Here is a 26,428-nt window from a genome sequence, read left to right on the forward strand (position 1 = left end):
CGGCGGTCACGGGATCGCCGTTCGTTCGCGATCCCATGTTACGCCCTCAAGACAGCCGTGCGACACGCTATCGCACGATCAGATGATCCCGACGTCCTTGCCCGCGGTTTCGAATATCGACAGGATTTCGCCGACCTCTTCCTCGCTATGCTCCGCGCAAAGCGAGCAGCGCAGCAGGGTCATATTGGCAGGCGTTGCCGGGGGGCGCGCTAGATTGACATAGAGGCCGCCCTTGATCAGCGCTTCCCACATGGCCGCGCCCTTTTCCAGATCGGGCATGATCACGGCGATGATGGCGCTCTGCGGTTCCTCGGTGCCGAGCTGAAAGCCGAGGTCCTTCAGCCCCTTGTGCAGCATCTTGGAATTTTCCCAGAGATGCGCGCGCTTGTTCGATCCCTGCATAAGCTTGCGAATGGACGTGCAGGCTGTTGCCACCACGCTGGGCGGCAGGCTGGCAGTGAACACATAGGGGCGGCAGACCAGCCGCATGATTTCGAATTTGGGATGGTTGGAGACGCAGAAGCCGCCGACCGTGCCCACGCTTTTGGAAAAGGTGCCGATAATGAAATCGACATCGTCGATCACGCCCGCCTGTTCCACCACGCCGCGACCGTTCTCGCCGATGAAGCCCATCGAATGCGCTTCGTCGACCAGCACCATGGCGCCGTATTTCTTGGCGACGGAGACCATTTCCTTCAGCGGAGCGATATCGCCCAGCATCGAATAGACGCCTTCCAGCACCACCAGCTTGCCGGCGCCTTCGGGAATGCGCTTCAGGCGCTTTTCCATCGCTTCGATATCATTGTGCTTGAACGGCACGACTTCGGCATTGCCCAGAGCGCAGCCGTCCCAGATGCTGGCATGGCTGTCGATGTCGAGGACGATGTAATCGCCTTTGCCGGCAATCGTCGAAATAATCCCGAGATTGGCCTGGTATCCGGTCGAGAAGACCATGGCATGGTCCATGGCATAGAAGTCCATGAGCGCCTGCTCGACTTCCTTGTGGCCCTGATATGTGCCGTTCAGCACGCGGCTACCGGTGGTCCCCGCTCCGAAATCGGACAATGCCTGCCGGCCGGCCTCGACCACGTCGGGATCGAAGGTCATGCCCATGTAATTGTAGGTGCCGAGCAGGATCGTGTCGCGCCCGTTGCAGATCGCACGGGTCGGCGACAGGACCTTCTCCATCACCAGGTTGAACGGATCTTCCTGGCCGCTCGACAGCAATCCTTCGCGCAGGGCGATGATGTCATCGAATTTGGAGAACAGGTCCTTGCCTTCTCCTTCGATGTCCTGCGGCTGGTCCGACTGGATGATGCCTTCGCTCATCAGTCGGCCTGCAGCTTGGTGACGGCATCGACCAACTGACCGTAATTCTCGATTTCGGCCTGCTGGTTCATCGAAATGATGATGTCGAATTCGTCTTCGATCTCGGCGACGAAGTCCATGACCGTAAGGCTATCGAATTCGAGGTCGTTGGCGAAGGTGGTGTCTTCGGTGATCGTCACACCCTTCTTGTTGAAGGGCTCGGCCAGTTCGCGGATCTTGGTGTCGACGGCGCTACGGTCCATTTCGGGGTCCAGTCCTGTATCGTGGTGTGGCTCGCATGATGCGGGCCTGTGTCAAACGCCCGGCAAAGCGGTTTGTTGGGCCGCTTGTCAAGCGCAGCTATTCGGGAAGCAGGGCGCGCACGGCGGCCATGAAGGGGCCGATCGATACCGGCTTGGCGAGATAATCGGCCGCGCCGGCATCGCGAATCCGTTCTTCGTCACCCTTGCCGGCATAGGCGGTAACGGCCAGCACCGGCACCTTCGCCAGGTCTCCTTCCCCCTTGAGTTCGGCGATCAGGTCGATGCCGCTGACATTGGGCAACTGGATGTCCATGATCACGAGATGCGGCTGGAAGCGCTTGGCCGTGCCCAGCACGTTCTGTCCGTCGGCCACGGGCACGACTTCGTATCCGTTTGCCTTCAGCACGTCACAGAACAGCTTACGATTGAGATCGTTGTCCTCGACAACGAGGATTCTCTTTGCCACTTGGCGGCTCCTTCGCGAATGCGCGAGGGCCTTATGCAAAAGCGGGAGCGCTGACAATTATTCGCGACGGATCGACAGATAGAGGCGAGGAACGGGCCCCCGAAGTGCTCGCGCTCGAAGCGCTCGGCTGGGCGCTGGCAGATGACCGGCGCGCCGAGCGGCTGCTGTCGCTGACCGGGCTTACTCCGGATCGGTTGCGGAACGGGCTGGGCGATCGCGGCGTTCAGGCAGCAGTGCTCGAATTCCTCGCCAATCACGAACCCGATCTCGTTCTCGCCGCCGATGCGCTCAACACCACGCCCGAAGCGCTCGTGGCGGCTGCCGGAAAGCTGTCTGCATGAATCGTCCGCTCATCATCTCCGATTGCGATGAAGTCCTGCTCTACATGGTCTCGCCGTTCCGCGACTGGCTGGCCGAAACGCAGGGCGTCGAATTCCGCATGGAAGGGAATGATTTTTCCCAAGCCCTGCGCTGGCAGGACAGTGGCGAGATCCTCGCCCCAGAAGAAATCTGGAAGAAGCTGGGCGGATTTTTCGATACCGAAATGCACCGCCAGACGCCCATCCCCGGTGCTCTCGAGGGGATCGCATCATTGCGCGATCACGCCGACGTCGTGATCCTCACCAATCTCGTGGACAAGCGACAGGCCATGCGCACCGAGCAATTGCTCGGACACGGCCTCGACGCCCGCGTTTTCACCAATCAGGGGCCCAAGGGCCCGGCGTTGGAAGCGATCCTGAAGGAATATCAGCCGTCGAAGGCGATCTTCATCGACGATCTGGCGCAACATCATCGCTCCGCCCGCGAAACTCTGGCCGCGTCGGGCACACCCATTGCCACGCTGCATCTGTGCGGCGAACCGCTGCTCGCCCCCCATATCGACTGCGCGCATACCTCCGGTCATGCCGATGCGCGGATCGACAGCTGGGATGACGCGCTACCGTGGCTGATGAACGAAATCGAAAGGGAAACTGCATGATGATCGAAGCAAAACTCGCCGAACTCGGCATAGAACTGCCTGAGGCGGCGGCACCCGTGGCCAGCTATCAGCCGCTCGTCGTCAGCGGGAATACCGCGTATGTGTCGGGACAGCTTCCGTTCGTCGAGGGCAATCTCGTAACCGGCAAGCTCGGCGACGGTGTCAGCCTCGAGAAGGGGCAGGAAGCGGCACGAGCCTGCGGTATGATGATTCTTGCCCAGCTTAAGGCGGCAGGTCTGCTCGAACGCGTCGAACGCGTGGTCAAGCTTGGCGGCTTCGTCGCGAGTGCGCCATCCTTCTCGGACCAGCCAAAGGTGGTGAACGGTTGCAGCGACCTGATGGCCGAAGTCTTTGGCGATGCTGGCAAGCATGCCCGCAGCGCGGTCGGCGTTCCTGTCCTGCCGCTGGATGCAGCGGTCGAGGTCGATGCGATCGTTGCTCTCAAGGCTTGATCGCTTCTTCGCCCCGCCACCCGCCCCCGGGCGGGTCGGCTGGCTGAGCGAGTGGACCTATGCCCATCGCGGATTGCATGGGAATGGCGTTCCGGAAAACTCGCTCGCTGCATACGCAGGCGCGGTAGAACGCGGCATGGGTATCGAATGCGATATCCAGCGCAGCCGCGACAATGCCGCCATGCTGGTACACGACTGGGAGCTGGACAGGCTGACCGGGGTAACCGGACCCACAGCTTCCTATTCGGCGGACGAGCTGGCGCAGATCGCCTTTCTCGACAGCGAACACAAGCTGGCGCAACTGGCCGACCTTCTTGCCCTAGTGGACGGCAAGGTTCCGCTCCTGATCGAAATCAAGTCGCGGCGCCGCTACGATGTCGAAGAGAGCTGCATTGCTGTTCGCGATGCGCTGAAGAACTATCGCGGCGCTCATGCGGTGATGAGCTTCGATCCGCGGGTATCGCGGTGGTTTCGCAGGAATTCGCCGCAAACCTTACACGGCCTTGTCATCAGAGAGGACGAGAAAGGGATGACCCAAAGGGCCTGGCAGCGCCATTTCACGCTGTGGCTCGCGAGGCCCGATTTCGTCGCTTATCACGTCGTGGCCCTGCCAAATCCGATGACTTGCGGCCTTCGCAAAGCCGGAATGCCTATTCTCACCTGGACGGTGGACTCTGCGGAACTGCTGGCACGCGCGCAGATACACGCCGATGCTCCAATCGCCGAAGGGCCCGGTGTACCATGAGCGATGGCGGCCTTGCCGCACGGGTCGGCGGGTCGGTCGGCGCCTTCGATCGTGACCAGTGGAATGCGCTGGCGGGAACGGACAACCCCTTCGTATCCCACGAATTCCTGACCGCGCTCGAAGATTCGGGAAGTGTCGGAGCGGGGACCGGCTGGCAGCCCGCACCGCTCGTGATCAGCGAAGATGATGGCCCGCTGGTCGCGGCCATGCCTGCCTATCTCAAGGGCCATAGCCAGGGCGAATATGTTTTCGACCATAACTGGGCCGATGCGTACGAGCGGGCTGGCGGCAATTACTACCCGAAGCTTCAGATCGCGGCGCCGTTCACTCCTGCAACCGGGCCGCGCCTGTTGCTGTCGGACGATGCCTTTGCGCCTCCACTGCTGGCGGCTGCCGAGCAGTTATGCCTCCAGAACCGTTTTTCCGGCGCGCATGCGACTTTCATCGAACCTGCGCAGCAGCCCTTGTTCGAAGCTGCGGGATGGATGCTGCGGGCCGATATCCAGTTCCATTGGCACAATCACGGATTTGCCAGTTTCGACGAGTTTCTCGAAACCCTTGCCTCGCGCAAACGCAAGGATTTACGCAAGGAACGCGCTGCGGCGCAGGCGGAGGTCGAAATTCGTCGGCTAAGCGGCGATGATATCCAATCCGAACACTGGGACGCTTTCTGGCGATTCTACCAGGATACCGGCGCACGCAAATGGGGAACACCCTATCTCACGCGCGATGCGTTCGACCTGTTTGGCCAGCGAATGGGCGAAAAGATAGTCTTGGTTTTGGCATTTCAGGATGAAGAGCCTGTCGCGGGCGCATTGAATTTCATCGGCGGGGACGCGCTCTACGGCCGCTATTGGGGCTGCACGCGCGACATTCGCTTCCTGCATTTCGAGCTGTGTTACTATCAGGCTATCGATGCGGCGATCGAGCTCGGCTTGTCTCGGGTCGAAGCCGGTGCGCAGGGCGGGCACAAGCTGGCCCGCGGATATGAACCGGTTGAAACGGTCTCCGCACATTGGATCGCCGATCCCGGATTTCGCGAGGCTATCGAGGATTTTCTCGAACGCGAGCGCGCCGGCGTCGCGTCAGATCGCAATTACTTGGCTACGCGGACGCCCTTCAGGCAGGCGTGATCGTCAGGCGGCGTGGCGCTGTCCTTCGGCCAGCCACTCACGGGCCCGTCGCTGCGCTTCGGCGATTTCCCGCGCAGTCATTTCGTCCGCCACATCGGCCCGACACCAACTGGCTTCTTCATGCCCCTTCGAGGCAGCGATATTGAACCATTTATGCGCTTCGATCATGTCGCAGACCGTTCCATGGCTGCCGGTCGAAAAAGCTACGCCCAGGTCGTATAGCGCGTCGAGGCTGCCCTGTTCGTACCTGCCGAGGCAGGAAGCGATGAGTGCATCGGCCTGCTCGCTCTGGATGATCTTGCCGTAGCCACCTTCGATACCTGAAAGCTGCATGGTCATTCCCCCATAAAGGACCGGCACCCCCTGCCGGACGAGTCGGGAATGCCAAGATTATGGTCAAGAAAGGGTTAACGCGTAGCGCGATTTATCGCCGACCAAACGATTTCAGCGCCTTCCGGGACCATGGCGGGCAAATCAACGGCTCGTCGGATTGCCGCTTGTGCGCCTCGGGAGGCTTGCCTATAGGCGCGCCCATCGGGTCATCGGGGTGCCGGAAAAAATTCGGGTCCGCGGGACGGTGGTGACCGGCACGATCGAATTTGCAGGATGAGAGGGTCCTCAATGGCCTCTATGGCAAGCGACAATGAGAAACTGGCCAGAGCACGCGCTGCGGTCGGTGCTGATTACGTCCCCGACGACAGCGAAGAATATATGAACGAGCGGCAGCAGGAATACTTCCGCATGCTTCTGCTCGACTGGAAAAAATCGATTCACGACGCTGCCGGCCAGACGCTTCAGTCTCTTCAGGACGGGCCCATGCGCGAACCCGATCTCAACGACCGCGCATCGTCCGAAACCGATTGGGGGATCGAACTGCGCACGCGCGATCGCCAGCGTAAATTGATCTCCAAGATCGACGCCGCTCTGCGCCGTATCGATCAGGGGGAATATGGCTGGTGCGAAGTTTCCGGGGACCCGATCGGGCTGAAACGCCTCATAGCCCGCCCGGTCGCCACAATGACAGTGGAAGCGCAGGAAGCGCACGAGCGAAAAGAGAAGATTTCGCGCGACGACTGACCGCCCGCTTTCCAAATTCTTAACGTCTGGGCCTTAGCGTCATTCGCCTGGCGGACCGGTTTCTGTCCGCTCTCGCGAAGACGAACACAAAGGGTACCATGCACGCCATGTCCTCGCTCGATACACGCGATGTTGCGCGCGACAGCCTGTTTCTATTTGCGGAACTGACGCTGGAAGGCCAGCTGGACGCCGTGCGGGTGAAGGTGCGCAACCTTTCCGCCGGCGGGATGATGGCGGATGCAGGCGGGCTGGAGATGTCCCGCGGCGATCGCGTTTCAGTGGAGCTACGCGCGGTGGGTAGCGTGAAGGGCAGCGTTGCCTGGGTGCAGGGCGCGCGGATAGGGATCGCTTTTGACTGCACAATCGATCCGAAGGAAGTTCGCGGACCGACCGCCGCAGACGCGGCCCCCCGGCGCTATGCCCGCTCGGTGACTTCGGCTCCTCTTTACAGCAGCGACCACCCGGTTCGAAGTATCTGACAAATGGCTTGCTGACGCCGCGCACATGCGCTGCTAACCGTCAGCCATGCGTCTTTCCTTTCTCGCTTTTTTCCTCGTCCTGTTGGCTGCGTGTGGCTCGGGAACTGACGATGGCGTGGTCGAAGTCGCCTTTATTGCAGACCCTGGCGAACTGGATGCCGACGGGGTCAGGCTCGACCCTGCCGGACAACATGTTCGCGCCGCGATTTCGATGGGCCTGGTCCGGATCGATCCCCGCGGCGAGGTGGTTCCCGGCGTGGCCGAACGCTGGATCGTCACCGATGACGGTGCCAGCTATATTTTCCGGATCAATGAATTCGACTTGCGCGATGGGACACCGCTGACCGCGCAGGCAGTGCGCAACGCGCTTCAGCAACGGTTGCGCCAATTGCGCGGCACTTCCCTTGGCCTCGATCTGGCGAAGGTGCGGGATATTCGCGCCATGACCGGGCGGGTCGTCGAAATCCGTCTAACCAGTCCGATGCCCGACTTTCTGCGTCTGCTGGCTCAGCCTGAACTTGGGATCGACATCGGCGATCAGAGCGCCGCCTTGATGGCGCGCGGCGTGGGGGATGATGGAGTGATGCTGGCACCGCTGCCGCCGCAGCTGCGCGGCTTGCCTGAACAGCCGGGATGGGAAGATACGGTGGGCGAAGTGCGCATTCGTGCAGTCAATGCCGAACAGGCGACCGAAGGATTCTCTCAGGGCGATTTCGATGCCGTGCTCGGTGGGCGGCTGGCTAATCTCCCGCTGGCCAGCACGGGGCCGCTGTCGCGCGGCAATGTGCGTCTCGACGCGGCGATCGGCCTGTTCGGTCTCGATGTTCTGAAGCCCGCCGGTTTCCTCGGTGTCACGGCCAACCGCGAAGCGCTTGCGATGGCGCTGGACCGGCAGGGACTGATGCAGCCGTTCAATATCGGCGGCTGGTTCCCTTCAACCCGGATCGTTCCGGTCGAACTGTCCAGTTCGGGCGGCCTGCCGGTGGAACGCTGGGTCATCCAGTCGATCGAAGAACGCCGGAGCGAAGCCCGTCAGCGGGTGGCTCAATGGCGGGCTGCCAGCGGGCAGGAACCGAGGGTGCGCATCTATCTGCCACCGGGGCCCGGCTCGGACCTCCTGTTCGATGGTCTGGCAGAGGATTTCGCCGCTATCGGCGTGTCGACCACGCGCAGCGAGACGGTGGGCAATGCCGATCTCGCATTGCGCGACCGGGTGGCGCGCTATCCCTCTCCGCGCTGGTTCCTCAACCAGTTCAATTGCACGATCGACAAAACGCAATGCAGCGAAGACGCGGATTACCTCGTGTCCCTCGCGCTCGATGCGCGCGATCCTGCGGAAGAAGCATCCTATCTGCTGGAAGCGGAAAATACGCTGCTCGCGGCCAATCTTTACATTCCGATCGGCGCGCCGATCCGCTGGTCGATGGTTCGCGCCGGGCTGGAGGGGTTCAGCGAGAACCCGTGGAACGTGCATCCCTTGTTCCCGCTGTCCCGCGCTCCCATCTAGGGTTTGATGGACAATCAGGATCCGCCGCGCCCCATGGGGTTTGAATTGCCGATCGGCAGCGACCCCGTGTCGATCCGCAAACGGATCGAGGCGATGGAGCATCTCCTCGAACGCAGCCTGGTCATTCCCGGGACCAAGTTTCCCATCGGGCTCGATGCGATAATCGGTCTCGTGCCGATCATCGGCGATCTCGTGGCGGCTGCCATGGGCGCCTATATCGTGTGGGAAGCCAAGAACCTCGGTCTGCCGAAATGGAAACTGTGGCGCATGGCGGGCAACATAGCGATCGACGGCGCTATCGGTGCGGTTCCGCTCGTCGGCGATGCCTTCGACGTGGTCTATCGATCGAACACGAAGAACCTGCGCATCGTGCGCAAGCATCTCGACAAGCATCACCCGCACACCATGGTGATCGACCAGTAGTTTCGCTGGTGGCGATTGCGCGCTAGGGCTGCGCGCATGGCATCCGACGTCACCTATTCCGGCTATCTCGATCTCGACCGCATCCTGTCGGCGCAGCACCCTGCGTCCGATGCGCATGACGAGATGCTGTTCATCATCGTCCACCAGGCGAGCGAGCTGTGGCTCAAGCTGTGCCTGCATGAACTGTTCGAAGCGCGGATGTGCATCCAGGAAGACCGGCTGCGTCCGTCGTTCAAGATGCTCGCCCGGGTGGCGCGCGCCCAAGGGCAACTGATCCAGAGCTGGGACGTGCTCAGCACCATGACCCCGCACGATTATTCCACCATCCGCCCGCATCTCGGCGGGTCGAGCGGGTTCCAGAGCGCGCAGTACCGGATGATGGAATTCCTGCTTGGCGGGCGCAATCCCGACATGGTCACCATGCACGAGGCGACGCCCGAGGTGGCGCGCGAACTGCGCGAGGAACTCGACCGCAAGTCGATCTACGCCGAAGTCATCGCGCTGCTGGCGCGGCGCGGGTTCGACATTCCCGACGAAATCCTCGCGCGCGATCACGGCAGCCCGTGGGAACATTCGCCCGCGGTCGAGGCCGCCTGGGCGCAGATCTACCGCGACCCGAAGGAATACTGGGACCTCTACGAACTCGCTGAAAAGCTGGTCGATCTGGAATACCACTTCCAGCGCTGGCGCTTCGGCCATCTCAAGACGGTCGAGCGGATCATCGGCTTCAAGAAGGGCACCGGCGGAACGCCCGGCGTGCCCTATCTCGCCAACGTGCTGAAAGCGGCCTTCTTCCCCGAACTCCTGAGCGTGCGGACCGCGATATGAGCAGCTGGAAAAGCACCCGCCGCATCTGGGACATCTCGCAGACCCTGCGTCCAGACTTGCCCGTCTGGCCGGGCGATACAAGGTTCGGGTTCGAGCGGACATGGCGGATGGACGAAGGCTCGCCCGTCAATGTCGGCCGGATGACGATGAGCACGCATTCGGGCACCCATGCCGATGCACCGCTGCATTACGCGCAAGGCGCGCTGGATGCCGCCAGCATGGAAATCGACCCCTATATCGGTACCTGCCTGGTGGTCGATGCGCGCGGCGTAAGCGGCGAGATCGACATCGCCGACCTGCCGCATATCGACAGCGCCGACCGCGTGCTGTTCCGCACCTGGGACAGTTTCCCGCACGACGAATGGCGCAGCGACTGGCTGCCGATCGCAGCCGAGACGATCGAATGGCTGGCGCTGCAGGGGGTCAAGCTGATCGGTACCGATGCGCCCAGCGTCGATCCGCAGGAGAGCAAGACGATGGACGCGCATCACGCGGTGCTGAAACATGACATGCGCATCCTCGAAGGGCTGGTGCTCGATGATGTGGACGAAGGGCGCTACGAACTTGTCGCCCTGCCGCTCAAGGTGGGGGGCGGCGATGCAGGCCTGTGCCGCGCGATCCTGAGGGAACTGGCATGATGCTGGAACGCGCCCGTTTCCTCGACGCCGGCGATCCGCTGCGCGAATTTCGCGACCGGTTCATGCTGCTGGATGGCGTCATCTATCTCGACGGCAACTCGCTCGGCTGCCTGCCGAAAGCGACGCCCGCACGGCTGGAAGAGGTCGTGCGCGAAGAATGGGGCCGCGACCTCATCCGCAGCTGGAACACCGCCGGCTGGATCGATTTGCCTGCACGTGTGGGGGCGAAGATCGCGCCGCTGATCGGCGCCCGCCCGCACGAGGTGATTGCCTGCGATTCCACCAGCGTGAACCTGTTCAAGCTGATCTCCGCCGCGCTGGCGATGCAGCCGGGGCGCAAGGTAGTGCTGAGCGAACCAGGCAATTTCCCCACCGATCTCTACATGATCGACGGACTGGAACGGCAGGGCCTAGCCGAGCGCCGTCTGGCAGAGCGCGGCCAGCTGATCGAGGCGCTGGACGACAGCGTTGCCCTGCTGATGCTCACCCATACGCATTACAAGACGGGCGAAACGTTCGACATGGCCGAACTGACCCGCGCCGCGCATGATGCCGGCGCGCTGGTGCTGTGGGACCTGTCGCATTCGGCCGGCGCTTTGCCGGTCGATCTCGACGGGTGCGCGGCGGATTTCGCGGTCGGCTGCGGCTATAAATACTTCAACGGTGGCCCGGGTGCCCCGGCCTACGCCTTCGTGGCGAAAAAGCACCTGGAGGCGGTACGCCAGCCCCTGACCGGCTGGATGGGCCACGCCGCGCCCTTCGCCTTCAGCGACGATTACGAGGCAGCGCCCGGCATCGAGAAACTGCTGTGCGGCACGCCCCCGATCCTCGGCCTTGCCGCGCTGGAGGTGGGGGTCGATCTCATCGCCGAAATCGGCATCGATCGCCTCTATGCCAAGTCGCAGGCGCTGTCCGAGTTCTTCCGTCAGTGCCTCTCCGAAAGGAACGTGGCGATCGATCTCGTCAGCCCGACCGATCCGGCGCGTCGCGGCAGCCAGCTGTCCTTCCGTCATCAGGACGCCTACGCCATTTGCCAGGCGCTGATCGCCCGCGGTGTCATCGGCGACTTCCGCGACCCCGACATCCTGCGCTTCGGCTTTGCGCCCGCCTATCTGCGGTTCGAGGATATGGCCGAAGCCGCGCGGCATCTGGCCGAGGTGCTGGAAACCGGCGAATGGCAGCGCGGCGAATTCCAGGAACGGGCGGTGGTTACCTGATCACGATTCGACCCGCACGCGTTGGACGCTCGCCATGGTCGCGTTTCGGACAGCCTCGATGCCGTATTCGGCGTGTATTTTCAGCTTGGCCAGGCTGTTTTGGCAGGCAAGGGACATACGCGACATCTCTTCGTCGAGCTGGTACTGCGTAAGCCCGTCGATAAATCGTGCAGTTCCATGCGATTTCACGAGACAGGAAGTCCCATCGTTCAGCGCCACCAGTTCGTAGCGTGACTGCATGTCGACCAGACGACCTATGATCGGACGGGTTTCGGAAACATAGCCATAACGCTTGCCGGGTTCGGCCTCGGTCACGGCGAAGTCGAATTGATGTCCGGGCATCGCGGCGACATGCATCCTGTAGAAGCCACGGGCGCTGGCGATCGTCTCGACATATTCGCCCAGGGCCCGATAGGTATGATCCTCGCTCGACCAATCCAGATGACTGTAAACCTTCAACGGCGACGCTTCGATTTGCATTTCCGTCGTGAAGTCGACGGGCCCATCCGGTGCCATCTTCTTTTTGATCAGTCCCAGCATTCTGTTACCCTCCCCACTGCGCACATATTCTGGCAGAAACAGGTTAGAAAATTACGAATGCCGGAAATGGAGAATGCTGCGCCCGAATGGCGCGGGGTCTTTGGCAAACGGGGAGGATCGAAATGGCGAAGCGGAACGGTAAAGGTCTCATCGCAAGTGCACTCATCGCTTTTGCGCCATTGCTGGCCGGTCTGTTGATGCCGGACCGCGCAGATGCCGCGGATCGGCCGGCCCTGGAATTGTGGAGGCTGGATTGCGGCATGATCGAGATCGGTAATCTAGACGAATACGCCGATACTTTTGCATATCCGGGTCGCAGCATGGCCTTCACCGACAGTTGTTACCTCATCAGGAACGGCGACCGGTACTTGCTGTGGGACACCGGACTGCCCAGGACGCTGGAAGGCAAGCAGGAACAAAGCGGCACCGACCGGATGAGCCTTAAGGCGAGCATTGTCGGGCAGCTCGCACAATTGGGCATCGAGCCCGAACAGGTCACCTTCGTCGGGATCAGCCACTACCACTACGATCACACCGGGCAGGCCGCCGATTTTGCGGGCGCCACATTGCTGGTGGACCGTGCGGATTGGGATGTGATCAACGAGCGCGAGGACCTGTCCGCAAGCCTCGGGCCATGGATCGGGGGTGACGGCACCCTCAAGACACTGACCTATGATCACGATGTGTTCGGAGACGGCTCGGTGATCATGCTCAAGGCACCCGGTCACACGCCGGGGCACCGATCGCTTCTGGTTCGGCTGAAGGACCGCGAACCGATCTTGCTGTCAGGCGATGCCGTCCACTTCCGCGAAAACTGGAGCCGCAAAGGCGTGCCCAGCTTCAATACGAGTCGGGCAGAAACGCTCGCATCGATGGACCGATTGCGCGAAATTGCCGCACAGATCGGAGCGACCCTGGTGATCCAGCACGAACCTGCCGACATCGCCAAGCTGGCGCCTTTCCCGGAATCGTCCCACTAGGGCAAGACTATTGGCGGCGGCGGTCACCTGATCGGCGACTTTCGGACCCGGTAAATCCTTTTTAATGGGCGCGCCTTAGTCGCGTTGCATGGGCCAGAAATGCCTCAATTGCGGTGCGCCGATCTACCAGCCGTTTGAACCTTACATCGATTGCGGGATACGGCAGACCGATCCTGCTCTGCGTCGGCAAATGGGCAAAGCGGAATACTAGCGCGAACAGGGTCATCATCGGCACGCGGTGTCGATACAGAACCGCCCTCAGGCTGCACGAAGTGCCGATGCTCTACGGCCAGAACAACCTATGGGGCGCAGATATAGCGATCGGAAAGATACACTGGAAAGAATGGTCCGGAAAAGCGGTGGTGGATTGCCGCCGGGTGTACCCGCTACTTCCAAAGCAAAATTGCCGATGGAGGACTTGGTGTTCTTTCTCTGGTGGATCTACCTCATCGTTCGGGCCTGGTCGTAGCATCCGGTTTGCCCGGCGTACAATGATCAATCTCCCTTCGGCTTCCGAATTTCCCGCGCGGTAAGAAGAAAGCCGACCATCAGGCCGGCGATCATGATCGCAGCGCTTGGCTCGGCGGCCAGCGCGACCGGCAACAACGCAGCGTTCATCGCCATGGTGACCCCTGTCGCAGCGACAACCGCTACGATCAGCACAAATCCATGAGGAAAGCGCAGAACGGTGAGCAACGCCCGGCGGAATACCAGAGCGAGCAGGAACACGAGGATCATTGCGGGGACTATCCAAATAAGAGTTGTCATCGTTCTCGCTTATCGGGCTTTCCTGCTGGACGGGTCTTGCAGCCAGTAGCCCGTCCTACCGTGCCGAGTTTGCCGCGGCGGGAAAGCGTCGCGGGGGCAATGGCATCATACGAATGTCTCACATAGATTATTGGAAAAAATACGAAATTTAATCCAGGCGTAAAATGTGGCCGCAATGTGGTAGATGACATGGGCGAAATGGGCGGCAAGGCCGAAGACGAAGTACAGTAAGGTTCACACTCAGCCAAACGGCAGTTGAAGGAAGGGCGGCGCCGTCGTCGGATTGGCGCCGCCTTTTTCGTTGGCGGGGTCAGGCCTCCAGTTCGATGTCCCAGTAGAGCCAATCGCGCCAGGTTTCGTGGAGGTAGTTGGGCGGAAACATCTTGCCGTGCTGCTGCAGCTGCCAGTGGGTCGGCCGGATCGGCTGGCTGTAGAGCTGCATGCCGGCCTGCTTGGGCGTACGGCCACCTTTCTTCATGTTGCAGGGCGCGCAGGCGGTGGCAATGTTCTCCCACGTGGTCTTGCCGCCCAAGCGGCGGGGAACGACGTGATCGAAGGTGAGATTGTGCATGTCGCCGCAGAACTGGCAGCTGAACCGGTCGCGCAGGAACAGGTTGAACCGGGTGAAGGCGGGAAACTCGCTCGGCTTTACATATTGCTTGAGCGCGATCACGCTGGGGATCTTCATGTCGAGCGAGGGGGAATGAACCTCGCGCTCGTAGGTCGCGATCACGTCGACCCGGTCGAGAAAGATGGCCTTGATCGCGGTCTGCCACGGCCACAGGCTCAGCGGATAATAAGACAGCGGCGTGTAGTCGGCATTGAGAACCAGGCTGGGACACGACTGCAGATTGCGAGTCGGATCCTCGGCGGTACTTCGGAACCTTGCGGCCCGTTCCAGCAGTTCGGCCTTGAACACCAGTGCGTTCCTCCCCGATAGCAGTGAAAATGCACTTGCAAGGAAAAGCGTCAAGCCTGTTACACACATGCTATCCACAAGCTTGCCCAGTGAAAGAGCATCTTTTTCGCCACTATGACCGTCACTCGCTTTGCCCCCAGCCCTAACGGGCCGCTCCATCTCGGCCATGCGTTCTCGGCTATCGTGGCCCATGATCTGGCGCGGGAGGCCGGAGGGCGCTTCCTGCTGCGGATCGAAGATATCGACGGGCCGCGCTCGCGCATTGAACTGGCTGACGAATTTCGGCGCGATCTCGAGTGGCTGGGACTGGAATGGGAGGAAGTACCCGCGCAGTCGACCCGGCTGACGACATACGATGCGGCGGCACGCAACCTGCTCGACCGTGGTTTGCTTTATCCCTGCACCTGCACGCGAGCCGACATAGAGGCGTTGAAACCGCGTCTGGGATCGCAGGGCGCCGTCTACCCCGGAACGTGCAAGGGCAGCGTGGTCGATCCTGGCAAGCCTGCTGCGCTGCGGCTCGACATCGACCGGGCGATGGCGGAAAGCGGGCATCTTTTCTGGGAGGATGCGCTGGCCGGGCAGCAGGTCGCAGACCCCCGCGGGGGTGGGGACGTCGTCATCGTGCGAAAAGATTCACCCGCAAGCTATCACCTGGCCGCGACCTTGGACGATGCGGCTGACGGAGTCACGCTGGTGACGCGGGGTGCGGATCTGTTCGACGCAACGCATATTCATCGCCTTCTGCAAGAGTTACTCGGCCTGCCGGTGCCCCTCTGGTATCACCACGGTCTGCTGACCGATGAAAGCGGACAGAAGCTCGCCAAGCGGCGCGGATCGCCGTCCTTGGCGGACCGGCGCAGAAGTGGGGAGAACGGGCAGGCGCTGGCCGACGCGCTGCGTTCCGGCGAATTCCCCGCTGGCATTACGCTGGCGAACTCCTAGATAGAGGCAGTTATGACAACCTTCCTCACCATCCTGCTCGTCATTCTCATGGTTCTCGTGGTCGCAAGCCTTGTGCGCGGCGTCGTGGCTTTTCTGAAAAGCACGAAGATCGATCTCGAAAGCGGCGAGCAGACCGATGCTACCGAAATGCAGTTGCTGCAGAACAAGATGATGTTCGCGCGCATCAAGTATCAGGCATTGGCGATCGTGGTCGTGGCGGTCATCCTAGCGATCGCCAGCTGACCCAGAAGCGTGGTCAAGCTCAACAAGATCTACACCCGCACCGGCGATGACGGGACCACCGGTCTCGTCGACGGATCGCGCTTGCCCAAGCACGACGCACGCATGGCCGCGATTGGCGCGGTGGACGAAGCCAACAGCGCGCTGGGCCTGGCTGCGGTCGTGCTGGCGAACGGTGAGTATGCCGAGCCGCTCTACCGGATCCAGAACGATCTGTTCGATCTCGGTGCCGATCTCGCCACGCCTGCCGAAGACGAAGACGATTTTTCTCCGTCGGAAATGGTCCTGCGGGTCGTGGAGGCACAGGTCTTGTGGCTGGAACAGGCGATCGACGCCGCGAACACCCGGCTCGAACCGCTGACCAGCTTCGTGCTTCCGGGCGGAACAGAGGCTGCCGCGCGCCTCCATGTGGCCCGCGCCGCGGTTCGTCATGCAGAACGCGCGATGACCGCGATGGCGTCGCACGTACCCACCAATCCGCAGGCACTGGCCTATATCAACCGGCTGTCGGACTATCTTTTCGTCCTTGCCCGCGTGGCGAACGACGACGGGCGCGGCGACGTGAAGTGGATTCCCGGCGGCAACCGCTAAGCCGGCGCTAGCCAGCGCCGCGCCCCTTCGCTAGTGCACGCGTTTTGCTGCACATGCGAAGGGAAGTTTCGATGGACAAGACGGTCGCTATCATCGGTGCGGGCCAGATGGGCTCCGGCATCGCGCAGACCGTGGCTGCGCACGGTATGGATGTCCTGCTGGCGGATGTCAGCCTCGACGTTGCCGAAAAGGCGCATGCCGGGATCGACAAGGCGTTCGGCAAGCTGGTCGGCAAGGGCAAGATCGAAATCGCCGATGCCGAAGCGGCGATGAAACGCATCACGCCGATTGCCGATTATTCGCACATGAAGGATGCCGATCTCATCATCGAAGCGGCGACCGAAAAGGAAGCGATCAAGCAGGCGATCTTCGAGAAGGCCGGGGAATTCCTTTCGCCTGATGCTATCATGGCCTCGAACACCAGTTCGATTCCGATCACCCGCATGGCCAATTACGCGCCCGATCCGGCGCGTTTCATCGGGCTGCATTTTTTCAACCCGGTTCCGGTGATGAAGCTGATCGAGGTCATTCCGGGCCTCGCCACCGACCAGACGACGACCGACCGCACGACTGCCTTTGCGCAAAGCCTGGGCAAGGAAGTGGTCCTGTCGCAGGACGAACCCGGCTTCGTCGTGAACCGTATCCTGCTGCCGATGATCAACGAGGCGATTTTCGTGCTCGGCCAGTCGACCGCGGACATCGAGGATATCGACAAGGGCTGTCGCCTTGGTCTCAACCATCCGATGGGGCCGCTGCAGCTGGCCGATTTCGTCGGGCTGGATACCTGCCTCGACATCATCATGGTGCTTTACAAGACCACCCGCGACGCCAAATATCGGCCCGCCCCGCTGCTGGTGAAATACGTCGAAGCCGGGTGGCTCGGCCGCAAGACCGGGCGCGGTTTCTACGATTATTCGGGCGAAGAGCCCGTACCTACGCGCTAGGGCCGCGGCAGCAAGGGCAGGGCGGCGCGGTGCATTCCTTGTTTGTGGAACCTGCGGGCCCGCCCACCGGTTGATCGGACAAAGGAGACTTTCCGATCATGACCGATACTACCAAAACAAACACGCCCGTGGGCGAAAGCCAGGAAGCCCGCCAGGCCGGCCTCGCGCCGGAAACCCATAACGACGAGCAGGACGATCACCGCAACCAGGCGCAGGAAGTCGCCGAAGAAGCGCGAGAAACGACCCGGGAAACCGGTTCCCCGACCGAAAGCCGCAAGAGCGACAACAAAAGCGACCTGATGAACGATTCGACTCAGGATACCGTCGATCACATGCGCGACATGGAAAGTTCGGGCCGGATCGACATGGGTGCCTTTCGCGGCGAGGACAATCACGATGATAATGAGGATAAATACGGCAAGTCGGCCAAGGTCGATCCCGACCTTCCTTCAGACGGCAACTAGTCCGTTATAGTGCCGTTGTTCAGGATCCATAGTCCTGCGGTCAGCAGGATGGATCCGGCAGCAACCGAATAGGCAAGCACGCGGAAGTTCGGGGTGGAGATCGCCTCGAACTTGTGCGTGTCGAGCCGCTCGAGCGTACGGCAGGCGCGCTTTTGTGCGGTAATGGCAAGCCAGCCTCCCGCCAAAATGAATACGGTCGCTATTGCCTTGGCCAACCACGGTGGGTCGAAGGCGCCGAACACGGCCTTGAATCCCAGCCCGATGCCGATTGCTGCGAACGCGGTCCGCATCCATCCTGCAAACGTCCGCTCCATAGCCATGATGTTGCGATCTTCGGCAAGGTCGGTGCGCAATTCTGCCCACTCGGTCGATTTGTCGGGGTCCTCGGGTGGGTCGTCCTGCGCCATGCGGAATTAATGGGCGGGCGTCTGCACGGTTCCGTGCCTATTCGATCACCGCGGTGTCAGGGCTATTCATTGTCGGCCCCGAAGGAGCAGTTGGAGGGCCAACCGACAGCATGGGTTTGGCATCATTGATCAGGTGGCTATCGTCTACAGGCGTTGGGACCACAGGCTGCGGGATGGCCGCACCACTATCGGCCGATTGCGAATACCAGGACGACAACGCCGGATCCTCGCGCCGCGCTGGGGGTGGGGGGCTGTTGGTCTGCGCGACTGCTAGTTCGTCTTCGGCGACGACAGGGGTATCTGCGTCGGCCAGACCGCCGATTACACCCGGATCGTCTTCACCGCCCACCAGGATGAGCACGAGCACCAGAAACAGCCCGATAACGATGAGCTTCTTGCCCTGACCGGCGATTACATGTCCTGCCATGATGGCTGGCATAGCCCAGACCCGTTAAGCCTTGGTTTCCCCGGCTGTCGCTTTCAACTCGTACAATTTATCCAGCGCGTCGCGCGGCGATAGCACATCGATATCGAGCGCGTGCAGCGCATCGCGCAGCGCGTCGCGGTCCTTTTCTTCTGCCTGCGCGCTGGCGGCAAACAGAGGTAATTCACCGAGCCCAGCGGCAAGACCACCAGTCTTTTCACGCCCCTTTTCCAGCTTGTCCAGCACGGCCTTAGCGCGCTTGATGACCGGCGGCGGGACCCCGGCCAGCTTGGCCACCGAAAGGCCATAGCTGCGGTCGGCTGCCCCCTTGGCCAATTCGTGAAGCAGGACGAGGTCGCCCTTCCATTCCCGTGCGCGAACATGATGCAGGCTCAGCGCATCGCAGGTATCGGCAAGACGGCTGAGCTCGTGGTAATGTGTCGCAAACAGGCAGCGGCACTGCAGGTTCTCATGCACCGCCTCTACCACCGCCCAGGCTAGGGCCATCCCGTCGTAAGTGCTGGTCCCGCGGCCCACTTCGTCGAGGATGACGAAGCTCTTCTCCGTCGCCTGACTGAGGATAGCCGCCGTTTCCACCATTTCGACCATGAACGTAGACCGGCCCCGCGCAAGATTGTCGCTCGCTCCGACGCGGCTGAACAGCCTGTCGGCCAATCCAATCCGGGCCGATGCCGCTGGCACGAAACTACCCGCCTGCGCCAGCAGCATGATGATCGCATTCTGGCGGAGGAAAGTGGATTTACCGCCCATGTTGGGACCGCCGATCAGCCACAATCTGTCGTCCGGACCCAGCGTGCAGTCGTTGGCGACAAAGCGTTCGCCCGTCTTGGCCAGCGCCTGTTCGACCACTGGATGCCGTCCGCCGTTAATTTCGAGGCAGGGCTCGTCAAGGATTTCGGGCCGTGCCCAATCGCCTTCGACCGCGCGTTCGGCCAGGGCGGAGCAGACATCGATGCGTGCCAGAGCCGCTGCGGTAGCCGCGATCGCTTCGCGAGCGGCGACCACTTCGCCAACCAGCTCTTCGAAATGGCCATCTTCTGCCGCGAGCGCATGGGCGCCTGCTTCGGCGATGCGGGTCGCTTCTTCGTGGAGGCCGAGCGAATTGAAGCGGACCGCACCGGCCATGGTCTGGCGATGGGTAAATCCGCTATCTGCCGCCATCAGCTTGTCACCGTGCTTTGCGGGGACTTCGATGAAATAGCCAAGCACCTTGTTATGCTTGACCTTGAGCGATGCCGTGTCCGTTTCCTCGCGATATTTCGCTTCGAGGGCGGCGATGGCCTTGCGCGCATTGCCGCTGGTTTCGCGCAATGCATCGAGAGAATGATCGTACCCGCTGGCGATGAAGCCGCCCTGTCCGCGTTCCGTCGGGGGCGAGGGCACGAGCGCCCGCGCCAAGTGATCGACCAAGGCAGCGTGGCCGCCCAGTGCGTCGATCATCCGGCCGAGCAGGGGCGGCAGGTCGATGCCGGATTCCAGAATGTCTCTTATGCGCCGCGCTTCGGAAAGTCCGTCGCGGATCTGCCCGAGATCACGCGGGCTGCCGCGCCCGGCGACGAGCCGCCCGAGTGCGCGACCGATATCGGGCGCCTGCCGCAATATGGCGCGAAGGTCGGCGCGCAGCAGGGGATCTGCGTGAAAATAATGGACACCGGCGAGCCGCTGTTCGATCGCGTTGCGGTCAGCCAGCGGCGCCGAAAGATCCTCCGCCAGCTGCCGCGCTCCTGCCCCGGTGGCACAGCGATCGACGCAGGCGATCAGGCTGCCGGCACGGCCTCCGCCCTGCGCCTCCAGTATTTCGAGACTCGTGCGGGTTGCGGCATCCATGGCCAGATGCGCACCGCTCCCCCGCGCGACTGGTGGAAGCAGGAACGGCAGCGTCCCGCGCCCGGCATGATCGAGATAGGCAATGAGCCCCGCTGCTGCTGCCAGCATCGGTCGGGTAAAACTGCCCAGTCCATCGAGCGTGGCGATGCTGTGAATGTCCTTGAGCCGGGCTTCACCCGCTTCGCTGCGAAAGTCCGCGCGGGGGCGGGCGATAATGTCCGGGAATGGCCCGTCCCAATCGTCGGGAGCCACGACCTCGCTGGCGCCGAGCCGCGCCAGCGCCGCGTCGAGCGCCTCTGCCGTACATTCCTCCAGCTCCATCCGCCCGGTAGAGATGTCGCAGGAGGCCAGACCTACCCCATCACGAACCGGAGCGATCGCCACCAGCAGATTGGCGCGTCGCGGTTCCAACAGCGCTTCTTCGGTCAATGTACCGGCGGTTACCAAACGCACGATATCGCGCGCGACCAGCGCCTTCGATACGGGCGATCCTTCGCGCTTCGCCCGTTCCCTCGCTTCGTCGGGCGTCTCCGTCTGCTCGGCAATGGCGACACGGCAGCCGCCCTTGATCAGCCGGGCTAGATAACCTTCCGCGGAATGGACCGGAACGCCGCACATCGGAACCGGCTGGCCGCCGTGTTCGCCGCGCGTCGTCAATGCGATGTCCAGCACTCTCGATGCCACCCGTGCATCGTCGAAGAAGAGTTCGAAGAAATCGCCCATCCGGTAGAACAGGAGCGCGTCTCCGGCTTCCTGCTTGAGGGCCAGGTATTGCTGCATCATCGGGGTGGGCGTGTCGGCCATGCGGCGGGCCTAGCGAGGGTGGCCGCGATTCGGGAGTCGGCGATGCGGCCTTTCCCCTATGACTTCTTGGCGCAAGCGGTTAGGGGCAGCACCGCGCAAGACAAGGGAACGCCGATGGCCGACGAAAAATCCGCATTCACCACACGCGAAGCTCTGTTCTACCACGAGACAATTCGTCCGGGTAAGATCGAGATCGTCGCCAGCAAGCCCATGGCAAGCCAGCGTGATCTCAGCCTCGCTTATTCGCCCGGTGTGGCGGCTCCGGTGGAAGCGATTGCGGCCAATCCCAAGGATGCGGCTCGCTATACGGCCCGTTCGAACCTTGTTGCCGTTATTTCGAACGGCACGGCGATCCTGGGCCTCGGCAATCTCGGTGCGTTGGCCTCGAAGCCGGTGATGGAAGGCAAGGCGGTGCTGTTCAAACGCTTTGCTGACGTGGATTCGATCGACATCGAACTCGATACCGAAGATCCCGACAAGTTCATCGAGGCGGTCGCCCTGATGGAACCGACCTTCGGCGGCATCAATCTGGAAGACATCGCCGCGCCCGAATGCTTTATTATCGAGCAGGCGTTGCGCGAACGCATGAATATCCCTGTCATGCATGACGACCAGCACGGCACCGCGATCATCGCTGCCGCGGGCCTGATCAACGCCTGCCACCTGACCGGGCGGGAAATGAAAGACTGCAAGATGGTCGTCAACGGGGCAGGGGCCAGCGCGCTCGCCTGTACCGCTTTGATCAAGGCCATGGGGGTCCGGCATGAAAACGTCATCGTCTGTGATCGCGCCGGACCGATCACTCCGGGACGTGACAATGTCGATCAGTGGAAGAGCGCCCATGCGGTGGAGACATCGGCAACCAATCTCGAAGAAGCGCTGGAAGGTGCCGACATATTCCTTGGCCTGTCCGGTGCAGGTGCGCTGAAGCCGGAATGGGTGGAGAAGATGGCCGACAGGCCGATCATCTTCGCGATGGCCAATCCCATTCCGGAAATCATGCCGGAAGATGCCAAGGCCGTGCGCCCGGATGCGATCATCGCCACCGGGCGCAGCGACTACCCAAATCAGGTCAACAATGTGCTTGGCTTCCCCTTCATTTTCCGCGGTGCGCTGGATGTTCAGGCCACGGCGATCAACGAAGAGATGAAGATCGCTGCGGCCCGTGCCATCGCCGAACTTGCGCGTGAGCGCGTTCCGGACGAGGTCGCCGCGGCATATGGCGTCAGTCACCAGTTCGGTGAGGAATATATCATCCCGGCACCGTTCGACCCACGGTTGATGGAAGTCGTATCCAGCGCGGTGGCCAAGGCCGCGATGGAGAGCGGTGTTGCGCAGGCCCCGATCGAGGACTTCGACGCTTATCGGTTTGCGCTCAAGGTACGCCTGAACCCAACTACTGCCGCACTCACCAATATTTACGAGCAGGCCAAGGCCAACCCGAAACGGATGGTTTTTGCCGAAGCAGAAGAGGATGTCGCGCTGCGCGCCGCCATCCAGTACCGCGAATTCGGATATGGCGAACCGATTCTGGTCGGTCGGACCGAGAAGGTGCGCGAAAAGCTGGTCGAACTGGCCGTCGACGACCCGGACGACTGGGTCATCGAGAATTCCGCCGTGTCGGACAAGGTACCGGGCATGGTCGAATATCTCTACAAGCGGTTGCAGCGGCGTGGCTACACCGAACGCGACGTGGCGCGCATGGTCAATCAGGAGCGTAACGTCTTCGCCGCATTGCTGGTGGCATTGGGACATGGCGATGCGATGATCACCGGCCTGACGCGTACCTTCAGCCAGACCGCCCGTGAAATCGGCCGAGTGCTGGATGAAAAGCCGGGCGCGGTGCCGTTCGGAATCCACATGATGATCGGCAAGAACCACACTACCTTCCTTGCCGACACGACAATAAATGAACGTCCGACCGCCGAACAACTTGCGCACATCGCGCGCGAAACTGCAGCCGTGGCGCGACGTATGGGCCATGAACCGCGAGTTGCCTTCATGTCGTATTCGACTTTCGGCAACCCTTCGGGACAGTGGCTCAACAACATCCGCGAAGCCGTGGCCCTGCTCGATGCGGACGAGTCGGTCGCGTTCGAATATGAAGGTGAAATGGCGCCGGATGCCGCTCTCAACCCGAAGGTCATGTCGCTCTATCCGTTCAGTCGCCTGTCGGGGCCTGCCAATGTACTGATCATGCCGGGCCTCCAATCGGCCAACCTCTCTGCCAAGCTGCTTCGTGAACTGGGCGGAGAAACGACCGTCGGCCCGATGATGATCGGTATGGAGAAGCCGGTTCAGATCGCACCGATGACAGCTATCGCCCCCGACGTGCTGACGCTGGCAGTGCTTGCCAGCGCGGGAGTGCTGGGCTGATCGTATGATTCCAGCGCAGCGCGACCGGTTCGCCATCCCCGAAGGCGTGCATTATCTGAACTGCGCCTACATGGCGCCGTTATCGCGCAGCGTCAGCGATGCGATGGTGCAAGGTTCGCGGTTGAAGGAACAGCCGTGGAATTTCCGTCCGGCCGATTTCTTCTTGGTGGCAGAGGATTTTCGCAGTCGCGCGGCGCGGCTTGCCGGCGTTGAGGCGGACAGTATCGCGATCGTCCCGTCCGTCAGCTACGCGCTTGCAGTTGCGGCCAGAAATCTACCCGTTGCTCGCGGGCAGAAGATCGTGACTCTGGCCGACCAGTTCCCGTCCAATGTCTATGGCTGGCGCGAACTGGCACAGGAACGCGGCGGGGAAATTGTGGCGGTTCGCAGACCCCGGAAGGACTGCTGGACCGAAGCCGTGATCGACGCGATCGGCCACGATACCGCCATCGTGGCCTTGCCGAACAACCACTGGGCCGATGGCCGCGTGGTCGATCTGGTCTCAGTTGGCGCCAAGTGTCGCGAGATGGGCGCGGCTCTCGTGCTGGACCTGACCCAGTCGCTGGGCGCCATGCCGATAGACTTTGCCGCGGTGCAGCCGGACTTCGCCGTCGCTGCCTGCTACAAATGGCTCATGGGGCCTTACGGTATCGGCATGATGTATGTGGCGCCCAAACATCATGGCGGAAATCCGATCGAACATAACTGGATCAATCGCGCAGGATCGGAAGATTTCTCTAGGCTGGTTGATTACCGTGATGATTTCCAGCCTGGCGCACGGCGTTTTGACGTTGGCGAAAAATCGAACCCGCCCCTGCTCATGGGGGCAAGCGCCGCACTCGATTTCCTGCTCGAATTCGGTGTCGCAAGGATCGCCGAAACACTAGGCGCGGCGACGCAATCGATTGCTGGCGCTGCAGACGAACTCGGCCTCTCTGCTGCGCCCATCGGTATTCGCGCCCCCCATTTCCTTGCGCTGGAATTCCCGGACAAAGTGCCGGACGGGCTTACGGACAGGCTGGCCGCTGCCCAGGTGCATGTATCGCTACGCGGATCCTCACTCCGCGTTACGCCGCACGTTTATAACACGATCGAGGATGCGACCGCTCTGATTACAACCTTGCGGGAGTGTCTCGGCTAGAACGCCAGTTCCTTGCCGCTGTAATCTACGAACCTGAACCCGCCCTCGCCGGATTTTTCGATAACGTCTGCAAGGCCGTTCACGCTTTCTTCGATGGTCAGCGCGGCGTTCGACCCACCCATGTCGGTCTGCACCCAGCCTGGATGAAGCGCCAGAACCTCGATTTCGCGTGGGCTGGCATCTTGTTCTGAAATGCCTTTGGCGAGCATGTTCAGGGCCGTCTTGCTGGTGCGATAGAGTTCATAGCCTCCCGAACTGTCGCTGATCGAACCCATCAACGAGGACATCACGCCCAGCGTGCCGCCATCCTTTATGGCAGGCAGCAGAGATTTCGCCGCGCGCGCCGGGCCGAAGGCATTCGTCATCATCACGTGCGACACTTCATCAGCAGACGCCTTCGACGCATCCTGATGGCTCGCTCCGGTAATTCCGGCATTGATGATCAGGGCATCGAGCTGACCATCTTCGAAGCCGAGATCGACATAACTGTCAGGCTCGGTCACATCGGCAGTCACAATGCGTAGTGCATCGCATTCCAGCGCGTGGAGATCGGCGCTCTCGGATCGTTCGCTTGCAACCACGTTCCAGCCTCGGTCGAGGAATGTCTTTACCAGTCCCAGTCCGATGCCGCGTGAAGCGCCGAGGATGAAGATCGATTTATCTGCCATTGGAATTTCCTTGCTCTGCTCCATTCAAAGCGCCGAAAGCGGCAACGCGTTCCGTGGGTCATGCATTGGCATTGGTCGATCAATGCCGTCATCCGTCGTCCGGACACCTCGCATCATCCGCCGGTTCATCCATGCGCAAGCGGGGGGTGGGCAGGGGCCCGCCGTGCAGAAAACCGCACGCGAAAGGAATAATGATGAAAAAGACAATCGCAGGGCTCGCAATTGCAACCGGTATGGTCGCCACGCCGGCGATGGCGCAGGGCCAGAATGTTGCACCGGGCGGCTTTTACGTCGGCGCTCTCGCCGGTTATGAAGGGCTGGATGTGGAGTCGGACGATGGCAGCGTTTCCGCCGACGCGGATTCCGCAGTTTATGGCATTACCGCCGGTTACGATCTGTCGCTCGGCAGCGCGTTCGTGGGTGTCGAGGGTGAATTGTCCAAGAGCGGTGGAACCACGGAGTTTCCCGGCAGCCTCGGCGCAGCACGCGAAGGCCTGGATGCAGACGGCCAGTACTATATCGGTGCGCGTGCCGGTTTCGCAGTAACGCCGGGCATCGCGGCCTACGGCAAGATCGGGTATACCTCTCTCGATACCCGCTCGTTCACGCAGAGCGGATCTCTGTCCGACCTCGATGACAATACGGACGGTCTGCGTTTCGGCGGCGGCCTCCAGGTGCAGTTGCCCGGACCTCTGGAGGGACGGCTCGAATATCGCCGGTCCAACTACAAGGGTATCGCCGGCACCGAAATCGGCGATGTCTCGACCGATCAGGTCGTGGCCGGGGTCGGCCTGCGCTTCTGACGCCGGGCTCGCAGAGCAGACAGTGGGGCCGCTCGGGATGACCGGGCGGCC

The 26,428-nt window shown here is 61.7% G+C and carries 32 protein-coding genes; 21 read left to right on the plus strand and 11 right to left on the minus strand.

What is annotated here, in order from left to right:
* Positions 1-78: 78 nt before the first annotated feature.
* The 3 genes from spt to K3177_RS03180 form a co-directional block, all read right to left on the minus strand.
* Positions 79-1,329: a serine palmitoyltransferase gene (spt, locus tag K3177_RS03170; protein ID WP_103022789.1), complete on the minus strand. Its 1,251-nt coding sequence runs from the start codon at positions 1,327-1,329 to the stop codon at positions 79-81.
* Complete coding sequence (locus K3177_RS03175; RefSeq protein WP_196847394.1) at positions 1,329-1,571, minus strand: acyl carrier protein; 243 nt, start codon at positions 1,569-1,571, stop codon at positions 1,329-1,331. Before K3177_RS03175 ends, spt begins: the two co-directional genes overlap by 1 nt.
* A gap of 97 nt (positions 1,572-1,668) precedes the next feature.
* Positions 1,669-2,037, minus strand: coding sequence for a response regulator (locus tag K3177_RS03180; protein ID WP_103022791.1), 369 nt, complete (start codon positions 2,035-2,037; stop codon positions 1,669-1,671).
* A gap of 104 nt (positions 2,038-2,141) precedes the next feature.
* Here K3177_RS03180 and K3177_RS03185 point away from each other — a divergent pair, with 104 nt between their 5' ends.
* From K3177_RS03185 to K3177_RS03205, 5 genes are read left to right on the plus strand one after another with little or no spacing between them, the layout of a single operon-like run.
* Positions 2,142-2,378: a DUF3572 family protein gene (locus K3177_RS03185; protein ID WP_345725346.1), complete on the plus strand. Its 237-nt coding sequence runs from the start codon at positions 2,142-2,144 to the stop codon at positions 2,376-2,378.
* Positions 2,375-3,016 carry an HAD family hydrolase gene (locus tag K3177_RS03190; RefSeq protein ID WP_103022792.1) on the plus strand — a complete coding sequence of 214 codons (642 nt, stop codon included), beginning with the start codon at positions 2,375-2,377 and terminating at the stop codon, positions 3,014-3,016. Before K3177_RS03185 ends, K3177_RS03190 begins: the two co-directional genes overlap by 4 nt.
* Positions 3,013-3,468 (plus strand): RidA family protein, encoded by a 456-nt coding sequence (locus K3177_RS03195; protein ID WP_221596981.1) that lies wholly within the window; start codon positions 3,013-3,015, stop codon positions 3,466-3,468. Before K3177_RS03190 ends, K3177_RS03195 begins: the two co-directional genes overlap by 4 nt.
* Positions 3,443-4,213 (plus strand): glycerophosphodiester phosphodiesterase family protein, encoded by a 771-nt coding sequence (locus K3177_RS03200; protein ID WP_221596983.1) that lies wholly within the window; start codon positions 3,443-3,445, stop codon positions 4,211-4,213. The genes K3177_RS03195 and K3177_RS03200 overlap by 26 nt, the downstream gene beginning before the upstream one ends.
* Complete coding sequence (locus K3177_RS03205) at positions 4,210-5,346, plus strand: GNAT family N-acetyltransferase (protein ID WP_221596985.1); 1,137 nt, start codon at positions 4,210-4,212, stop codon at positions 5,344-5,346. The genes K3177_RS03200 and K3177_RS03205 overlap by 4 nt, the downstream gene beginning before the upstream one ends.
* A gap of 3 nt (positions 5,347-5,349) precedes the next feature.
* On the opposite strand, the gene K3177_RS03210 is transcribed toward K3177_RS03205, so the two are convergent.
* Positions 5,350-5,679, minus strand: coding sequence for an SEL1-like repeat protein (locus K3177_RS03210; protein WP_221597436.1), 330 nt, complete (start codon positions 5,677-5,679; stop codon positions 5,350-5,352).
* A gap of 288 nt (positions 5,680-5,967) precedes the next feature.
* Here K3177_RS03210 and dksA point away from each other — a divergent pair, with 288 nt between their 5' ends.
* The 7 genes from dksA (at position 5,968) to kynU (ending at position 11,515) form a co-directional block, all read left to right on the plus strand.
* Entirely contained in the window at positions 5,968-6,423 is a 456-nt protein-coding gene (dksA, locus tag K3177_RS03215) for an RNA polymerase-binding protein DksA (protein ID WP_103022796.1), read from the plus strand.
* A 107-nt stretch (positions 6,424-6,530) separates the two neighbouring features.
* Positions 6,531-6,902, plus strand: coding sequence for a PilZ domain-containing protein (locus tag K3177_RS03220; protein WP_221596986.1), 372 nt, complete (start codon positions 6,531-6,533; stop codon positions 6,900-6,902).
* A 46-nt stretch (positions 6,903-6,948) separates the two neighbouring features.
* Positions 6,949-8,409, plus strand: coding sequence for an ABC transporter substrate-binding protein (locus K3177_RS03225; RefSeq protein ID WP_221596988.1), 1,461 nt, complete (start codon positions 6,949-6,951; stop codon positions 8,407-8,409).
* Positions 8,410-8,415: 6 nt separating this feature from the next.
* Positions 8,416-8,832, plus strand: a complete 417-nt coding sequence (locus K3177_RS03230; RefSeq protein ID WP_196847401.1) for a DUF4112 domain-containing protein — start codon at positions 8,416-8,418, stop codon at positions 8,830-8,832.
* Positions 8,833-8,868: 36 nt separating this feature from the next.
* Positions 8,869-9,660, plus strand: a complete 792-nt coding sequence (locus K3177_RS03235) for a tryptophan 2,3-dioxygenase (protein WP_103022800.1) — start codon at positions 8,869-8,871, stop codon at positions 9,658-9,660.
* Positions 9,657-10,298: an arylformamidase gene (kynB, locus tag K3177_RS03240; protein ID WP_221596989.1), complete on the plus strand. Its 642-nt coding sequence runs from the start codon at positions 9,657-9,659 to the stop codon at positions 10,296-10,298. The genes K3177_RS03235 and kynB overlap by 4 nt, the downstream gene beginning before the upstream one ends.
* The gene (gene kynU, locus K3177_RS03245) at positions 10,298-11,515 is read left to right on the plus strand and encodes a kynureninase (RefSeq protein WP_221597437.1); all 1,218 of its coding nucleotides are present in this window, start codon (positions 10,298-10,300) and stop codon (positions 11,513-11,515) included. Before kynB ends, kynU begins: the two co-directional genes overlap by 1 nt.
* Here kynU and K3177_RS03250 read toward each other — a convergent pair whose 3' ends face one another.
* Entirely contained in the window at positions 11,516-12,055 is a 540-nt protein-coding gene (locus K3177_RS03250) for an SRPBCC family protein (RefSeq protein ID WP_221596991.1), read from the minus strand. It lies immediately after the preceding gene.
* Between the two features lie 122 nt (positions 12,056-12,177).
* Between K3177_RS03250 and K3177_RS03255 the strand changes: the two genes are divergently transcribed.
* Complete coding sequence (locus tag K3177_RS03255) at positions 12,178-13,035, plus strand: N-acyl homoserine lactonase family protein (RefSeq protein ID WP_247714205.1); 858 nt, start codon at positions 12,178-12,180, stop codon at positions 13,033-13,035.
* 495 nt (positions 13,036-13,530) lie between these two features.
* Here K3177_RS03255 and K3177_RS03260 read toward each other — a convergent pair whose 3' ends face one another.
* Together K3177_RS03260 and K3177_RS03265 are read right to left on the minus strand one after the other, a co-directional pair.
* Positions 13,531-13,803, minus strand: coding sequence for a hypothetical protein (locus K3177_RS03260; protein WP_221596993.1), 273 nt, complete (start codon positions 13,801-13,803; stop codon positions 13,531-13,533).
* Between the two features lie 310 nt (positions 13,804-14,113).
* A complete protein-coding gene (locus K3177_RS03265; protein ID WP_103022802.1) occupies positions 14,114-14,722 on the minus strand; it encodes an HNH endonuclease in 609 nt (202 codons plus the stop codon).
* 114 nt (positions 14,723-14,836) lie between these two features.
* On the opposite strand from K3177_RS03265, the gene gluQRS reads away from it, so the two are divergent.
* From gluQRS to K3177_RS03290, 5 genes are all read left to right on the plus strand, one after another.
* Entirely contained in the window at positions 14,837-15,667 is an 831-nt protein-coding gene (gluQRS, locus tag K3177_RS03270) for a tRNA glutamyl-Q(34) synthetase GluQRS (protein ID WP_221596995.1), read from the plus strand.
* Between the two features lie 12 nt (positions 15,668-15,679).
* Complete coding sequence (locus K3177_RS03275; RefSeq protein WP_103022804.1) at positions 15,680-15,910, plus strand: HIG1 domain-containing protein; 231 nt, start codon at positions 15,680-15,682, stop codon at positions 15,908-15,910.
* Positions 15,911-15,919: 9 nt separating this feature from the next.
* Positions 15,920-16,498 carry a cob(I)yrinic acid a,c-diamide adenosyltransferase gene (locus tag K3177_RS03280; protein WP_221596997.1) on the plus strand — a complete coding sequence of 193 codons (579 nt, stop codon included), beginning with the start codon at positions 15,920-15,922 and terminating at the stop codon, positions 16,496-16,498.
* A gap of 71 nt (positions 16,499-16,569) precedes the next feature.
* Positions 16,570-17,442 (plus strand): 3-hydroxyacyl-CoA dehydrogenase NAD-binding domain-containing protein, encoded by an 873-nt coding sequence (locus K3177_RS03285; protein ID WP_221596998.1) that lies wholly within the window; start codon positions 16,570-16,572, stop codon positions 17,440-17,442.
* Positions 17,443-17,540: 98 nt separating this feature from the next.
* Entirely contained in the window at positions 17,541-17,906 is a 366-nt protein-coding gene (locus K3177_RS03290; protein WP_221597000.1) for a hypothetical protein, read from the plus strand.
* Here the strand turns inward: K3177_RS03290 and K3177_RS03295 are convergent.
* From K3177_RS03295 to mutS, 3 genes are read right to left on the minus strand one after another with little or no spacing between them, the layout of a single operon-like run.
* The gene (locus tag K3177_RS03295) at positions 17,903-18,313 is read right to left on the minus strand and encodes a YidH family protein (RefSeq protein ID WP_103022807.1); all 411 of its coding nucleotides are present in this window, start codon (positions 18,311-18,313) and stop codon (positions 17,903-17,905) included. The genes K3177_RS03290 and K3177_RS03295 overlap by 4 nt on opposite strands.
* A gap of 37 nt (positions 18,314-18,350) precedes the next feature.
* On the minus strand, positions 18,351-18,740 hold the full coding sequence (locus tag K3177_RS03300) for a hypothetical protein (RefSeq protein WP_221597002.1): 390 nt from the start codon (positions 18,738-18,740) through the stop codon (positions 18,351-18,353).
* Positions 18,741-18,764: 24 nt separating this feature from the next.
* Positions 18,765-21,389, minus strand: a complete 2,625-nt coding sequence (gene mutS, locus K3177_RS03305; protein ID WP_221597004.1) for a DNA mismatch repair protein MutS — start codon at positions 21,387-21,389, stop codon at positions 18,765-18,767.
* Between the two features lie 114 nt (positions 21,390-21,503).
* Between mutS and K3177_RS03310 the strand changes: the two genes are divergently transcribed.
* Together K3177_RS03310 and K3177_RS03315 are read left to right on the plus strand one after the other, a co-directional pair.
* A complete protein-coding gene (locus tag K3177_RS03310; RefSeq protein WP_103023064.1) occupies positions 21,504-23,765 on the plus strand; it encodes an NADP-dependent malic enzyme in 2,262 nt (753 codons plus the stop codon).
* A gap of 4 nt (positions 23,766-23,769) precedes the next feature.
* Complete coding sequence (locus K3177_RS03315) at positions 23,770-24,906, plus strand: aminotransferase class V-fold PLP-dependent enzyme (RefSeq protein ID WP_221597006.1); 1,137 nt, start codon at positions 23,770-23,772, stop codon at positions 24,904-24,906.
* On the opposite strand, the gene K3177_RS03320 is transcribed toward K3177_RS03315, so the two are convergent.
* On the minus strand, positions 24,903-25,574 hold the full coding sequence (locus K3177_RS03320) for an SDR family NAD(P)-dependent oxidoreductase (protein ID WP_221597008.1): 672 nt from the start codon (positions 25,572-25,574) through the stop codon (positions 24,903-24,905). The two genes, K3177_RS03315 and K3177_RS03320, sit on opposite strands and share 4 nt — an antisense overlap.
* A 194-nt stretch (positions 25,575-25,768) precedes the next feature.
* On the opposite strand from K3177_RS03320, the gene K3177_RS03325 reads away from it, so the two are divergent.
* A complete protein-coding gene (locus K3177_RS03325; RefSeq protein ID WP_221597010.1) occupies positions 25,769-26,377 on the plus strand; it encodes an outer membrane protein in 609 nt (202 codons plus the stop codon).
* Positions 26,378-26,428: the final 51 nt, after the last annotated feature.

Origin of the sequence: Qipengyuania pacifica, assembly GCF_019711555.1 — a bacterium.
Classification (GTDB): domain Bacteria; phylum Pseudomonadota; class Alphaproteobacteria; order Sphingomonadales; family Sphingomonadaceae; genus Qipengyuania; species Qipengyuania pacifica.

Coding starts and splice junctions, on each gene's coding strand:
- K3177_RS03220 (WP_221596986.1), top strand. CDS start 6,531: ATGTCCTCGCTCGATACACGCGATGTTGCGCGCGACAGCCTGTTTCTA.
- K3177_RS03230 (WP_196847401.1), top strand. CDS start 8,416: ATGGACAATCAGGATCCGCCGCGCCCCATGGGGTTTGAATTGCCGATC.
- K3177_RS03285 (WP_221596998.1), top strand. CDS start 16,570: ATGGACAAGACGGTCGCTATCATCGGTGCGGGCCAGATGGGCTCCGGC.
- K3177_RS03205 (WP_221596985.1), top strand. CDS start 4,210: ATGAGCGATGGCGGCCTTGCCGCACGGGTCGGCGGGTCGGTCGGCGCC.
- K3177_RS03325 (WP_221597010.1), top strand. CDS start 25,769: ATGAAAAAGACAATCGCAGGGCTCGCAATTGCAACCGGTATGGTCGCC.
- K3177_RS03255 (WP_247714205.1), top strand. CDS start 12,178: ATGGCGAAGCGGAACGGTAAAGGTCTCATCGCAAGTGCACTCATCGCT.
- K3177_RS03295 (WP_103022807.1), bottom strand. CDS start 18,313: ATGGCGCAGGACGACCCACCCGAGGACCCCGACAAATCGACCGAGTGG.
- gluQRS (WP_221596995.1), top strand. CDS start 14,837: ATGACCGTCACTCGCTTTGCCCCCAGCCCTAACGGGCCGCTCCATCTC.
- K3177_RS03210 (WP_221597436.1), bottom strand. CDS start 5,679: ATGCAGCTTTCAGGTATCGAAGGTGGCTACGGCAAGATCATCCAGAGC.
- K3177_RS03190 (WP_103022792.1), top strand. CDS start 2,375: ATGAATCGTCCGCTCATCATCTCCGATTGCGATGAAGTCCTGCTCTAC.
- K3177_RS03320 (WP_221597008.1), bottom strand. CDS start 25,574: ATGGCAGATAAATCGATCTTCATCCTCGGCGCTTCACGCGGCATCGGA.
- K3177_RS03315 (WP_221597006.1), top strand. CDS start 23,770: ATGATTCCAGCGCAGCGCGACCGGTTCGCCATCCCCGAAGGCGTGCAT.
- dksA (WP_103022796.1), top strand. CDS start 5,968: ATGGCCTCTATGGCAAGCGACAATGAGAAACTGGCCAGAGCACGCGCT.
- spt (WP_103022789.1), bottom strand. CDS start 1,329: ATGAGCGAAGGCATCATCCAGTCGGACCAGCCGCAGGACATCGAAGGA.
- K3177_RS03250 (WP_221596991.1), bottom strand. CDS start 12,055: ATGCTGGGACTGATCAAAAAGAAGATGGCACCGGATGGGCCCGTCGAC.
- K3177_RS03275 (WP_103022804.1), top strand. CDS start 15,680: ATGACAACCTTCCTCACCATCCTGCTCGTCATTCTCATGGTTCTCGTG.
- K3177_RS03310 (WP_103023064.1), top strand. CDS start 21,504: ATGGCCGACGAAAAATCCGCATTCACCACACGCGAAGCTCTGTTCTAC.
- kynB (WP_221596989.1), top strand. CDS start 9,657: ATGAGCAGCTGGAAAAGCACCCGCCGCATCTGGGACATCTCGCAGACC.
- K3177_RS03300 (WP_221597002.1), bottom strand. CDS start 18,740: ATGGCAGGACATGTAATCGCCGGTCAGGGCAAGAAGCTCATCGTTATC.
- K3177_RS03235 (WP_103022800.1), top strand. CDS start 8,869: ATGGCATCCGACGTCACCTATTCCGGCTATCTCGATCTCGACCGCATC.
- mutS (WP_221597004.1), bottom strand. CDS start 21,389: ATGGCCGACACGCCCACCCCGATGATGCAGCAATACCTGGCCCTCAAG.
- K3177_RS03225 (WP_221596988.1), top strand. CDS start 6,949: ATGCGTCTTTCCTTTCTCGCTTTTTTCCTCGTCCTGTTGGCTGCGTGT.
- K3177_RS03195 (WP_221596981.1), top strand. CDS start 3,013: ATGATGATCGAAGCAAAACTCGCCGAACTCGGCATAGAACTGCCTGAG.
- kynU (WP_221597437.1), top strand. CDS start 10,298: ATGCTGGAACGCGCCCGTTTCCTCGACGCCGGCGATCCGCTGCGCGAA.
- K3177_RS03175 (WP_196847394.1), bottom strand. CDS start 1,571: ATGGACCGTAGCGCCGTCGACACCAAGATCCGCGAACTGGCCGAGCCC.
- K3177_RS03290 (WP_221597000.1), top strand. CDS start 17,541: ATGACCGATACTACCAAAACAAACACGCCCGTGGGCGAAAGCCAGGAA.
- K3177_RS03260 (WP_221596993.1), bottom strand. CDS start 13,803: ATGACAACTCTTATTTGGATAGTCCCCGCAATGATCCTCGTGTTCCTG.
- K3177_RS03200 (WP_221596983.1), top strand. CDS start 3,443: ATGCGATCGTTGCTCTCAAGGCTTGATCGCTTCTTCGCCCCGCCACCC.